We start from the raw sequence: 12,714 nt of genomic DNA on the forward strand, positions 1-12,714 counted from the left end.
TGCAGGCTTCGAGGCCCGTCTCTCGCCGGATCGACACAATGCCGCGATTGTCATGGGTTACCGCACAACCGAAAAGAGTACAAATACTCTCCCCCCTACGCAGGGCCAGCCATGGCGCACGCCGAACGCATGGCAGCGATCAAGGCGGGGAAGTCCCGGCCAAGCAGCGCAAGCGCTTGCGCGTGCGTCACGCCGTCCCGCAGGCCATGCTCCAGCGCCGAGCAGGCTTGCGCCAGCGCCGTAGCGCCGAGCATGCCCAGGATGGCCTTCATGCCGTGGGCCAGGAAACCTGCCTTGTCGAGGTCGCCGCGCCCCAGGGCTTCCTGAATCTGCGCTGCCGCATCGGCGCGTTCCGCGCAAACCCGCCGGGCCAGGTTGAGGTAGAGATCGTCGCGATCGAGCAAGCATTTGAGGCCTGCGCCAACGTCGAGGCCCGGAATGGCCCTCATGGCCTGCATGGCCTGCATGGCGCCCTCGATGGCCGGAGCCGATGCCGGCGCGTTCGCCAGTGCATCCGCGCCCTCTGGCGAGGCCATGGCCGGCAGCCATGTCTGGATGGTGCGGAACATCTCCTGCGCGTCGATCGGCTTGGAAATATGATCGTTCATCCCGCCTTCCAGGCAGCGGACGCGGTCCGCCGACATCGCGTCGGCAGTCAGCGCCAGCACCGGCAGGGCATGAAGGCCCAGGCTATCGCGAATCGCGCGGGTGGTCTGCACGCCGTCCATGCCCGGCATATGAATGTCCATCAGCACGATATCGAAGTCGCGCGCCTTGAGCGCCGCCAGCGCGCTCGGGCCATCGCCGGCCACCTGCACGGCCATGCCGGCCAGCTCAAGCAGGTCGCGCGCCACCTCCTGGTTGATCGGGTTGTCCTCCACCAGCAAGACCGTGCGCCCGTGCAGCGCCTGCCACTGCGGCCCTGCGAGCCCGTACCGCCCGGCCTGGCGATCCGGCCGCGCCAGAGGCGCATTCGCATGCTCCAGGCCCGGCTCGGATGCGCCATCCGCGGCCGGGATCCCCAGCGACACTTCGAACGAGAAGACGCTCCCGACGCCCGCCCAGCTGCGCGCGCAAATGCTCCCGCCCATCAGCTCCGCCAGCTTCCTGCTGATCACCAGCCCCAGGCCCGTCCCTTCGAAGCGGCGGTTCATCGCGCTGTCCAGTTGCTGGAACGGCGTGAACAGCAGCGGCAACTTATCCGCGGCGATCCCCACGCCCGTGTCTTCAACCTCAAAACGCAGGCCGATACGGTCATCGCCAAGCTGCGTTTCGCCCACCCGCAGGGTGACCTCGCCATGATCCGTGAACTTCAAGGCGTTGCTCAGGAAGTTGATCAGGATCTGCCCGACCCGCAACGGATCTCCGACCAGGCGCGGCGGAATGGCCGGGGATGTGGAGATCGTGATCTTGATGCCTTTTGCCTCCGCCGTTTCCCAGAACAGGCCGGCCACACGGTCGAGCAGTTCGGCCACATAGAACTCCCGCGCATCGATCGTGAGCTTTTCCGCCTCGATCTTCGAGAAGTCCAGGATATCGTTGACGACTTCCAGCAGGTGCGCGGCGCACGCATGGATCCGCCCCAGGTAGCGATCCAGCTTTTCCGCGCTGTCCTGGTCCGGGTCCTGGCGCTGGTTCAGCGCCAGATGCGACATGCCGATGATGGCGTTCAGCGGCGTCCTGATCTCATGGCTCATATTGGCCAGGAACTTCGCCTTGATGCGCGCGGCCGACTCGGCCGCCTCGCGGGCGGCCGTGAGCTGGAGCGTGCGCTCCTCGACGCGCGCTTCCAGCGTGTTGGTCAGCGACAGCAAGGCTTGCCGGGTGCGCTCCTGCTCCGTAATCTCGACGACTACCGTGCCGACGCCGGCGATGCCGGCCTCGTGCGGCCCGCGCACCGGAAACTTGACCACACGGAAGATGCGGGCCTCGCCGCCGCGCTGGGCGATCGTATGCACCTGGCTTTGCGGCGCCCCGCCTGCCAGCACCCGCTCGTGCATGTCGTGCAGGATCCGGGCAAGGGGGCTGTCGGGGATCGTGTCCCAGTCGCTGACGCCTTGCGCCGCGCCGGGGGCCAAGCCGATGACTTGCTCGTAAGCGCGATTGGCCATGATCAGCGCGCCTCTCTGGTTCCTGTAGGCCAGGCCCGTCGGCACGTTCTCGCGAAAGGCGCTCCAGCGTTCCTCGTTCTCGCTCAGGCCGCGGCGCGTGCGCCACGCAAACGCGGCAAGCGCCAGGATCAGCCCGATCGCGATCGCGGTCAGGCTCACGATCGCCGTCCTGACCAGGAAGTACGATTGATAGGCTTCGTCGACCTGTTGCTCGACGATCAGCCCCATATCCAGCCCGGGCAGCCACCGGCCGGCCCCGATCACCTTGCGCCCGGCATAACCGTCATAGCCTGCATAGCCGTCATTGCCGTCGATGACCGTCACTGCGTCCTTTCTCTCTGCCAGCAGGCGCTGCGCGAGTTTCGTCGGCGCCGCGCCGGCGCCGCCCGGAACGAGCGGCGCGGCGGCGGGCCGTCTGGCCGGCACGGTCGCCCATAGCGCGCCGACGGCGCCCTGCCGCGGCAGATCCTGCGCCGCTCCGGGTCCCGAGAAACGGCTGGGAGAGAGGATGCGTGCCGTGGGATCGATCACGTAAGCTTCTCCCGTGCTGCCGATCCGGCCGGCCTTGAGGATCTTGAACAGCCTCACATAGGGATCGGTACGCAAGCACAGGAAGCCGGCGGTCTGCCCCGCCGCATCGATTCTTGCGCACGCCAGCTGGTAGAGTTTCCCGGCCGCCTGCTCCGTGCCCTCGGTCACGATCGGCCGCGTGGAAATGATGGGCCGCGACGACGCGATGCCAAGCTCGAGCGCCCGCCGCAACGCCCCCCTGGCCGGCTCGGTCAGGTCGGATGTGTGCACGTAGCGCGGGCTGCTGGACGCCAGGATGGTATGGTCCGGCCGGATCAGGCTATAGCCTTCGAAACCGCGGCTCCGGTAGATCGGCAGGATCCACTGGTCGAATTCGCTGAGCAGGTCGGCACGCTCGGGATTGGCCAGGATGCGCTTGGCCAGGTTGATCAGCCCGGGATTCTCCGCGATGGTCCTGACCCGCCCTGCGGAGTCCTCGCCCATCATCCAGCTCAGGTCGGACATCGCCTCGAGCAGGGATTTCAGGCGGCTCTCCGCGCTGCGGTGGAATTGCCTTTCCAGCACCTGCAGCACTTGGTGGCTCAATACCAGGAGCACGATGACCGCGGCGGCCGTCATGATGAGATTGAGCCGGACCTCCCTGCTGCCGGCCCCTCGCAAACTCCGGAAATAGCGCTTGATCATGATGTCCTGCGATGGTCGCGGCCGCCAGGCGCGCGCGGCATGCCTGCCTGGCGCCGGGCAATCGGCGAATCATTGATTGGGGATTTTCCCCACGCCTGCTTTCTATTTAATCGAGAAGCAGCGTGGTCAGTTCAATCGCAGATTTGACCTGCAATTTTTCCATCAGGCGCGCCCGATGGTTCTCCACGGTACGGGCGCTGAGGCCCAGCTCCATGGCGATCGCCTTGCTGGTTTTTCCCGTGGTGACGTGCCAGGCAATCTGGCGCTCCTTAGGCGTCAGGAGTGCGAGCCGCGTGTGCTTGTCGGCCGAGGCCAGCCGCTGCTCATGGATCTGGCGGCTGCGCTCCAGCGCACCGCGCACCTTCTGCAACAGTTGCACGCCATCGACGGGCTTCTCGAGAAAATCGAGGGCACCCGCCTTGATCGCCTTGACGACCGAGGCCACCCTGGTGTGCGCGGAAACAAAGATGGTGGGAGGAAGCACCCCCATGCGGGCCAGTTCGTCCTGCACCTCCAGCCCGCACATGCCCGGCATGCGAAGGTCGCAAACCAGGCATTCGACCGGAGCCGGCCGGTACGATTCGACAAACTCGCGGGCAGAAACGAACGTCCTTATCTCGCCGCCAAGACCACGGAGTAGCTCCCGGTAGGTCCAGAGCACAATTTCATCGTCGTCGACTAGATAGATCACGGGTCGATCACCTGCCACTGCCTGCGCCTCCATTGGTTGGCCCGCCTCAACGAAAATGTCGGCCTGCACGCACGTTCACACGATCCGCCAAGCGGTCAAATGACCGCCAGGCAATCCCGACACCCTGCCGGTAGCGTAAGCCATCATTATGGGAAAGTGGAAGGTGGGTAATCCCCAGCGTTACCGGAACGGAGCGAAAGCGAAAAAATAGCTCGATTGAGTTATCCAGAATATGAATGCCATGCTTAAGTCAATGATCCATGGTATCGGCCAAAAATTGGAATCTCCGCTTATGCAGCCGATACATCACGCGCGGCATTATTTATTAAAATTTATTACAAGGCGGCGAGGCTGGCGTCCTATTGTTCTGGCATGGCGACACCGGAGATAACAGGGATGCCGGAGTTGCCGGAGATGCCTGCCCACGATCCGGGCAAGCATCCGCCGTGATCGCGGGTGCGATCAGGTCGCAGCGATGGCGCTGTGAGCCTGCGCTGCCCCCACGCCGCTCGGCGCGTGCCCCCGGCCAGCGCTTGCCGCCCCGGGCAGGCGGAAGAACGCCACCACCTCGTTGAGCTCCTGGCCCTGTTCCTGCAGCGCGCGGGACGCGCTGGCGGCTTGTTCCACCATGGCAGCGTTCTGCTGGGTCACCTGGTCCATCTGCGAGATCGCCTGGTTCACCTGCTCGATGCCGCGGCTTTGTTCCATCGACGCGCTGGCAATGTCTTCCACGATGCTGCTCACGCGCGCGACCGCCTTGGTCACCGAGCTCATGGTCTGCCCGGCTTCACCCGCCAGCGTGGAGCCGTCCTGGATCTGCTGGAGCGAGCCCGCGATCAGCTCCTTGATCTCCTTGGCGGCGCTTGACGAGCGCTGCGCCAGGCTGCGCACCTCGCTGGCCACCACGGCAAAGCCGCGGCCCTGTTCGCCAGCCCTGGCGGCTTCCACCGCGGCGTTGAGCGCAAGGATATTGGTCTGGAAGGCGATCCCTTCGATCATGCCGGTGATGTCGGCAATCTTGGTGGAGCTGGCGCTGATGCCCTGCATCGTATCCACGACGCGGCCAACCGCCGTGCTACCGCTCTGCGCGATGTCGGCGGCCTCCCTGGCCAGTTCGTTGGCTTGCCTGGCGTTCTCGCTGCTCAGGCGTACCGTGGCGGTCAGCTCTTCCATGCTGGCAGCGGTTTCCTCGAGCGATGCCGCCTGTTCTTCCGTGCGCCGGCTCAGGTCCGCATTGCCCGCGGCGATCTCAGCCGATGCCCCGGCAATGCTTGCGCTACTCTGGCGCACGCGGGAAACGATCTCGGTCAGGCGTTCGTTCATGTCGCGCAGGGCCGACAGCAAGCGGCCGGTCTCGTCCCGCGCCACCACGGCAATCCGGCTGCTCAGGTCGCCGCGCGCTACCGTTTGCGCCACGTCCACGGCCGTTTGCATGGGCCGGGTGATGGAGCGCGTGATCAGCAGCCCACCCGCCGCGGCAAGCACCACGGCGGCAATGGACATGACGATCAGCAGGTTGCGCTGCGCGGCGTAGTCCTCCTCCAGCTTGCGCACCGTGTCGACCTGGCGCGCATTGGTGAACTCGGTATAGGCGTCGGTCGCCTTGACCAGCGCCGCCAGCAAGGGGCGGCATTCTTCGTTCATCTTGAGGATGGCCTCGTCGCGCTTGGCGGCGAGCGCGAGGTCGACGATGGCGATGGCCACCGGACCATAGCGCGACTCCACGCGGTCGATCTCGCGCACCAGGTTGCGCGCGGTGTCACTGGCGTCGCTGTTGCCCGACACCATGGCCTTGAGCTTTGCCAGCTGCGCCTGCACGTCTTCATGCGCGCGCAGCGCTGCCGCCTTCTCCACGGCCAGCTCCTCCGGCTTGCTGACAAGAACCAGGTTGCGCGCCGCGACGGCGCGCCGGTCCACGGCGGTCCGCACCAGCGTGGCGACTTCGGCGCGCGCGTTGATGCCGTGCACGTAGCGGGAAAAGCCGTCCGTGGTCTGGCTCAGCGCGCGTAGCGACAAAGCGGAAATGGATAGCGCGATGATGGCTAGCAGGCTAAAGCTCAGCAAGAGCTTGCCCTTGATGGTCAGGCTGTTGAAGTTCACGTTTTAATCCTCTTGTCCCGTTGGGACGTTGGCGCTGCGGAATGGTCCGTGGGTCATGGCTTGAATCGCCAATGCGAACCGTTGCGCTGCAAACCCGTTCCTGCTTTTCGTATTTGTGATGATCTGGGCGATCGTCTTCGCGTCGCGCTCTCTCGTTATGGCCTAAGCAGCACAATTCAAAGTGAATTGAGAACCACACTGCAGAATGGCTAACGGCAAGAGTCGGAAGATAATCCCCCTCCCAGAGAGGGGATAGGTCTAGAGGAATTTAATTAAAGTAATGCAAGAAGCACTTTTAGTTGCACAAGCGTGCATCAAGAGGCCTCACGAGGGCATCTGCGGCGTCAATGGCTCTGGCGCTTATGTAAATGCCGTATTCAGCACCGGGGCGACACCAACGTCGCGCGAGGGGGTGTGCACAAGAGCGGAAACCATATCCAGGCAAGCCATGGCCTGGCCGATGATGTTGCGCTCCTGATCCAGGTCCCGCGCGGCCTGGACTGCCAGCCTGGCGCTCATGCACAACCGCAAGGCGCTGACCGGGACACCTGCCCTGTGGCCGCTGTCCACGGGCTGGCCAAGCTGGTAGGCCACGGCGGCGGCCGGGTTCGCCGGCGCCTGCACCCGGCGAAAGATGGCGGCCGTCTCGTCCCGGCTAAGCGCAACCCTGCCGCCCCCCGGTTGGCACCGGTACAGCAAGAAGGGGTGAATGGTCTGGATCTCATCCCAGCGGGACGGGGTGTTGAGCGCGGCGCGGTCGAGCGCCGGCACCGCCAGCGCGGTAAAGGCGGGATCGCGGCCCAACCTTTGCTGGATGGCACTGGCAAAGCGCCGCAGGATGCCTGCGGCTTGCTCGGCAGGCACCGCGAGGAACTCGCGCAACTCGTGGATCGCAGCCTGCCAGCGCAGCAGCAGGCCGAAGTTCGCATAGCTGCCAAGCGCTTGCGCGCTTGCCCAGCCTTGCGGCCATTCCTCGCGCGCGGAGTACAAGCGCAGCTCTGCCGGAACGCCGCGCTCGCGCAGCGTCTTGCCAATCGCCGCCGGCAGCAGCAAGGCGCCGGAAAACGGTGGCCCGGTCACAAACTTGGAGCCGGTCAGCGCCACCATGCAGCCGTTGCGCAGGTAGGCCTGGAGGGTGCCCGGCTCAATGCGGAACTGGCAGGCGTCGACCAGGACCTGCACCGCCCTAGGCCAGCGGCGGTGCAGCGCCGTCACGCACGCAATGCTCGGCGCAATGCATCCGGTCTTGGAGACGTCGATCAGCACCAGCAGCACCTGGCGAGCGTCGTGCACGGCCTGGCTGACGAGCGCATCGATTTGCGCATCGACCACGCTCGCGTCGCGCAAGCTGCCGTCCGCGTTGCGGATCGGCACATCGAGGATGTCGCTAGCGCATGCCTGGCTCAGGGACTCGCCCGGAACGGTGGTACGGCCCAGTGCGTTGTACGTGCTGAAGTGGCGCCCGGCGAGCGCCGCGGCCACGCCGCTGCCGCTCTCGGCCTCGCCGGCCAGGATCACCAGCGGCCGGCCCGGGACGCCCGCATCTCTGCCGGCCCCATCGCCCGCCACGTGCGCGGCAACGCGCGCCGCGAGCAGGTGCACATCGGTGCCGGATGCCGAGAACACAAGCCCTGCGCCCAGCGCATCGCCAATGCCGCACAGCGCCAGCAACTCGCCGCGCAGCCGGTCCAGCTCGCGGCGATACAGCTCGGCCGCGGGCTGGTGCGTCAGCCCCGCGGCAAGCCGGTTGCGCAGCGCGTCGACCACGGCAAACGCCGCGGGAGAAATCCCCGACGACGTGGAGGAGCCAAAGGGAACCAGCCCCGTTGAGGCGAGCGGCTGGCAGCCATACTTGTTCCGGCCGGTGGCCGGGTCCAGCGCGATGCGGTGGTCCCCGCCGCTGACCAGCAGGTCAGCCGTCGATGGCAGCGGCATCGGGAGCATCCGCCCTGTCGGCATGGCCTGCCTGGCTGGCGTTGATCAGCATGGTCCGGAACGCCGCGAAGATCTTGTGCATCTGCGGCTGCTTGTACGGGTAGAGGTCGACCGGATCGATATCGTGCACCACCATCGCCGTATCGGCCTCGAACACCAGCAACTCGCCGTGCGGCGTCTCGGCGCAGTCCAGGCCCACATAGTCAAGGCCTAGCCGCTCCTGGATCAGGGCGAGGGCATCCTTGTGGCGCAGCGCGAAGGTGTAGTCGAAGTCGCGCATGATGGCCGCTTCCTCATCCCGCTTGGCCGCGCTCTCGGCCATGCCGGCATTGAGATAGTGGATCATCCAGTGCTCGGAAATGCCCACGTGGCACACATACGCGCGCCCTTCGATCAGCACCAGCCGGTATTTACGGAACTGGCCATCCGCGTTCCGGTAGTCGATGAAGTAAGAGACATAGAAAGCAGGCTCATCCGTCTGCGCCAGGTAGCTGGCGAGTTCGGCCGCGTCGCCGATCTTCTCCAGGCCCTTGCCGGCATGCGAGCCAAGCGGCCTGACGATGATCGGGAAAGCGCCCTCGCCCAGCACCGACGAGATCGCTGCCTGCCCGCTGGCGATGCCGGCCAGTACCTGGCGGTCCATGCGCAGCGTCGGCGGCATGCACACGCCCGGCGTCGAGGCCAGCAACGATGCCGCCCGGTCCCGCGAGAGCTGTTGCAGGCGATCCGGTTGGTTGAGCACCGGGCGCGGCCAGATGGCGGCGAGCGCCCGCAGGTGCTCCAGCACGGGCTGGGTGCGGTCGGATTCGCCCACGGCGATGAACAGCACATCGTGCTCCGGCACGGCCTGCGGCAGCGGGTTCTCCGGCGTGACGTAGAGCGCGTCGAGCGCCACGTCGGAGTTGCCCAGCAAGCACTCCAGCGGCGTGTTGGCCATCAGGTCGCCCGACACCATGATGGCCAGCACGCGCAAGCGGGCTTCGCCATTGCGCAGGGTCGGCAAGTGATAGAGCTGGCGCGCCTGCAGCGCCTCGGCCTGGATGGTCATGGCCAGCGCGTGGTCGCCGATGAGCTGCAGGACCAGCGAGAGATCCATCAACGCATTGGCATCGTCCGGCTGCGACTGCAGGTGGTTGATCAGCTCGGCGCCGAGCGGGCGCAGGTCCTCGTTCTGATGGGCCGCCCGCAGCAGGTGGCGCAGGCCGATCAGGGTGTCAGGGGCCGGCGTCATGGTGGCGGGATCAAGGATTGCGTTCATTGTGGTAAGCCGCTGGCTTCGGGAACGGGTACGGGTGATGTGGCGCTCAGCGACCGGCCGAGCGCAAGGGTAGCGTTCAGCAGGACATCGATATCCTGCGACGCGCTGCGATGATTGAACAGGGCAACCCGGATCGCGAAGCGGCCGTCGAGCACGGTCGACGAAGGCGCGGCAAGGCCGGATTCCTGCAGGGCGACGACCAGATCGCGGTTGACCTGTTCCATGGCGCGGTTCGCATTGGCACCAGCATTGGCACCGGCGTCGGCACCGGTGCCGATGAAGCGAAAGCAAACGATGTTGAGCGATACCGGCGCCAGCAGCTCAAGCTCCGGCTCGGACTCGATGCGCCGCGCGAGTTCCTGCGCCAGGGTGCAGGTGTGGGCGATCATGCCGCCCAGCCGCTCGGTGCCGTAGACCTTGATCGTGAACCAGGTCTTCAACGCGCGGAAGCCGCGCGACAGGTCCGGCCCGAAATCGCAGGGCCAGGGGGAGCCGGCAGCCATGCCGCGCTCGCCGCGGCTGAGGTACGTGCCCTCGTGCGTGGCAAAGGTGCGCAGGTGCAATTGCCGGTCGCGGACCACAAAGAAGCCGGCGTCGTAGGGGACCTGCAGCCATTTGTGAAAATCGAAGGCGATCGAGTCCGCCTGCTCGATGCCGCGCAGGCGCGGCGCCAGTTGGGGACACAGCATGGCCAGGGCGCCAAAGGCACCATCGACATGAAAATGCAACTGCTCCCGGCGGGCAATGCGCGCGATCTCGGCAAGGTCGTCGATGGCGCCCGTATCCACCGTGCCGGCGGTGCCCACCACGAGAAACGGCTGGAAGCCGGCAGCGCGATCGACAGCAATGGCGGCGGCAAGGCATGCCATATCCATGCGCCCCATCTCGTCAACGCGAATCGAGCGCAGATTGTCCTTGCCGAGGCCGGCCAGGTCCATGCCTTGGGCGATGCAGCCATGCGCCCGGGTGGAGGTGTACGCCGTCAAGCGCCGCGCAGCCTGCGCCATGCCGGTTGACCGTACCCTGGACCCGAGCGCCCGGGTCCGGGCAACCAGCACGCCGGACAGGTTGGCCATGGAGGAGCCGGTCAGGAACAGCCCGCTGGCATCCTCGGGAAAGCCGAACAGCTCGATCACCCAGCGCAGCACCTGCCACTCCACCTCGACCGGGATGTGGTCGCGGCCACCCAGGTTGGCATTGAGCCCGGCCGCCAACATCTCCGCCAGCATCCCGACCGGCGTGCCGCCGCCATGCACCCAGCCCATGAAGCCGGGATGCGCATTGCCCACGGCAAACGGCAGGATGCTGTCCATGAAGGTCCCATGCACCTGGTCCAGCCCGCTGCCCTCGCGGGGCAGGGGCTCGCGAAAGCGAGCGCGCACCGCGTCGGGAATCGGCTGCCACACCGGCCGCGCGCGAATGCCCTGGAGATGGTCCAGCATATCGTCGAGCATGCTGTGCCCCTGCGCCCTCAGCGCGCTCCAGTCGACGGGATCGAGACTGGTAGGTACTGGCTGCCAGCTGCCCTTGGTGGTTGGTGTTGACATGGCTAATGGCGGTCCGGAAAACGCTGCGTCCCACTGGGAGGTGCTGTTCGCGACCTGGTTTCCGGGACATCGTGCCGGCGATCATAGCGCCGGCCCAGCCGGGCATTTGGTGGAGGATGGCGGGTTTACCGCCCTATTTCTCTGCGACCGAAAAACAACACTGCCGGCGCCGCCTTACCACAACCGAACCATTTGCGGGCGCAGCCACGCGGGACGATAATTGTGTCGTCAAGCATCTCAAGCCATGCTTGCGCCACTCGACCAGCCCCCTCCCTCTTGCCCATGCAGCCACACCAAGGCCTACCCTATCCCCAACGCTCCTGGGCCATCCTCACCGTGTTTTGCGGCCTGATCATGGCCGTGCTCGACGGCTCGATCGCCAATATCGCGCTGCCCTCGATCTCGCGCGAGCTGGCAGCGGACCCGTCCAGCACCATCTGGGTGGTCAACGCCTACCAGCTCACCGTCACGGTGTGCCTGCTGCCACTGTCCTCGCTGGGCGACATCCTTGGCTACAAGCGCGTGTACCGCGGCGGCCTGGCGATCTTCCTGGCGGGCTCGCTGTTGTGCGCGCTGTCGCCCAACCTGCCGGTGCTGGTGGCCGCGCGGGTGCTGCAGGGCATCGGTGGCGCCGGCATCATGAGCGTGAACACGGCGCTGGTGCGCTTTATCTATCCGCCCACCAAGCTGGGCCGGGGCATCGGGCTGAACGCGCTGGTGGTGGGCATTACCATTGCCGTGGGGCCCTCGGTGGGCGCGCTGATCCTGTCGGTGGCGAGCTGGCCGTGGCTGTTCGCCATCAACGTGCCGGTGGCGATCTTCGCGCTGGCGCTGGCCCGCACCGCGCTGCCGGTGACGCTGCCCCAGCCGCGCAGCTTCGACTATCGCAGCGCGCTGCTCTCGGCCTTGGTCTTTGCCTTGTTCATCCTGGGCGTGGACGGCGCGGGCCACGCGCAATGGCGCCCCGCCGCCGCGGCTGGCCTGGTGGTGGCGGCGTTGCTGGGATGGTGGCTGGTGCGCATGCAGCGCGACAAGCACGCGCCGCTGGTGCCGGTGGACCTGTTCGCCAGCCGCGCCTTCACGCTGGCGGTGGGCACCTCGTTCTGCTCCTTCATGGCGCAGATGCTGGCCTTCGTGGCACTGCCCTTCTACCTGGAATACCAGCTTGGCCGCTCCCTGCACGAGACCGGGCTGCTGATCACGCCGTGGCCGCTGATGGTGGCCATCATGGCGCCAATCTCGGGACGCCTGTCCGATCGCTATCCCGCCAGCATCCTGGCGGGCATCGGGCTGGCCTTGCTCGGGAGCGGGCTGATTGGCCTGGCGACGCTTGGGCCGGAAGCGTCCAGCTTTGCGGTGTGCTGGCGCATGGCGATGTGCGGGCTGGGGTTCGGGCTGTTCCAGTCGCCCAATAACCGCGCCATGATCGGGGCAACGCCACCGGTGCGCAGCGGTGGCGCCAGCGGCGCGCAGGCTACAACGCGGTTGCTTGGGCAAACCACCGGTACCGCCGTGGTGGCGCTGCTGTTCAGTGTTGATTCGAGCGCGGCGGCTCGGTTGGCGCTTTTTGTGGCTGCGGGGATAGCTATTGTGGGAGCTGTGGTTAGTTTTAGTCGGTTACGCAGTGGGAGTGGGCCTGCGGCCCGGGTGGGGGTGGCGGCTGAGGCGGATTTGTGATTTTTTTATTGGCGGTGGTTTTTGGACGCAAGGGCAGAACCGTTGGCTCTTGTCCAAGCTTGGGATTTGATTTTTCGGCGTTGGCTTTTGGACCCAAGGGCCATACGACATCCCCCTGCGGGGGCTGCCGGTCACTCTTCTTTGCGCGGCAAAGAAGACTAACGAGAAGAAAGCCGCCCT

The 12,714-nt window shown here is 66.2% G+C and carries 7 protein-coding genes; 1 reads left to right on the forward strand and 6 read right to left on the reverse strand.

The genetic code is table 11. The features are described 5' to 3' along the window. Nucleotides 1–95: 95 nt before the first annotated feature. The 6 genes from ACGLHR_RS34555 to ACGLHR_RS34580 form a co-directional block, all read right to left on the reverse strand. The gene (locus tag ACGLHR_RS34555; protein WP_400099506.1) at nt 96–3,326 is read right to left on the reverse strand and encodes a response regulator; all 3,231 of its coding nucleotides are present in this window, start codon (nt 3,324–3,326) and stop codon (nt 96–98) included. A 106-nt stretch (nt 3,327–3,432) separates the two neighbouring features. Beyond that, nucleotides 3,433–4,017 carry a response regulator transcription factor gene (locus ACGLHR_RS34560; RefSeq protein WP_400099508.1) on the reverse strand — a complete coding sequence of 195 codons (585 nt, stop codon included), beginning with the start codon at nt 4,015–4,017 and terminating at the stop codon, nt 3,433–3,435. A gap of 462 nt (nt 4,018–4,479) precedes the next feature. Then, nucleotides 4,480–6,117, reverse strand: coding sequence for a methyl-accepting chemotaxis protein (locus ACGLHR_RS34565; RefSeq protein ID WP_400099510.1), 1,638 nt, complete (start codon nt 6,115–6,117; stop codon nt 4,480–4,482). A 360-nt stretch (nt 6,118–6,477) separates the two neighbouring features. Further along, nucleotides 6,478–8,052: a hypothetical protein gene (locus tag ACGLHR_RS34570; protein WP_400099512.1), complete on the reverse strand. Its 1,575-nt coding sequence runs from the start codon at nt 8,050–8,052 to the stop codon at nt 6,478–6,480. Continuing rightward, nucleotides 8,030–9,310 (reverse strand): RimK family alpha-L-glutamate ligase, encoded by a 1,281-nt coding sequence (locus tag ACGLHR_RS34575; protein ID WP_400099514.1) that lies wholly within the window; start codon nt 9,308–9,310, stop codon nt 8,030–8,032. The genes ACGLHR_RS34570 and ACGLHR_RS34575 overlap by 23 nt, the downstream gene beginning before the upstream one ends. Further along, nucleotides 9,307–10,857: a pyridoxal phosphate-dependent decarboxylase family protein gene (locus ACGLHR_RS34580; protein ID WP_400099516.1), complete on the reverse strand. Its 1,551-nt coding sequence runs from the start codon at nt 10,855–10,857 to the stop codon at nt 9,307–9,309. Before ACGLHR_RS34580 ends, ACGLHR_RS34575 begins: the two co-directional genes overlap by 4 nt. Nucleotides 10,858–11,139: 282 nt before the next feature. On the opposite strand from ACGLHR_RS34580, the gene ACGLHR_RS34585 reads away from it, so the two are divergent. Then, nucleotides 11,140–12,534 (forward strand): MFS transporter, encoded by a 1,395-nt coding sequence (locus tag ACGLHR_RS34585; RefSeq protein WP_400099518.1) that lies wholly within the window; start codon nt 11,140–11,142, stop codon nt 12,532–12,534. Nucleotides 12,535–12,714: the final 180 nt, after the last annotated feature.

This window comes from Cupriavidus sp. CuC1, from assembly GCF_044627735.1.
Taxonomy (GTDB): Bacteria; Pseudomonadota; Gammaproteobacteria; order Burkholderiales; family Burkholderiaceae; genus Cupriavidus; species Cupriavidus ulmosensis.

Excerpts from the sequence above, each read along its gene's own strand:
- ACGLHR_RS34555 (WP_400099506.1), bottom strand. The coding sequence starts at position 3,326 with ATGATCAAGCGCTATTTCCGGAGTTTGCGAGGGGCCGGCAGCAGGGAG.
- ACGLHR_RS34570 (WP_400099512.1), bottom strand. The coding sequence starts at position 8,052 with ATGCCGCTGCCATCGACGGCTGACCTGCTGGTCAGCGGCGGGGACCAC.
- ACGLHR_RS34575 (WP_400099514.1), bottom strand. The coding sequence starts at position 9,310 with ATGAACGCAATCCTTGATCCCGCCACCATGACGCCGGCCCCTGACACC.
- ACGLHR_RS34580 (WP_400099516.1), bottom strand. The coding sequence starts at position 10,857 with ATGTCAACACCAACCACCAAGGGCAGCTGGCAGCCAGTACCTACCAGT.
- ACGLHR_RS34585 (WP_400099518.1), top strand. The coding sequence starts at position 11,140 with ATGCAGCCACACCAAGGCCTACCCTATCCCCAACGCTCCTGGGCCATC.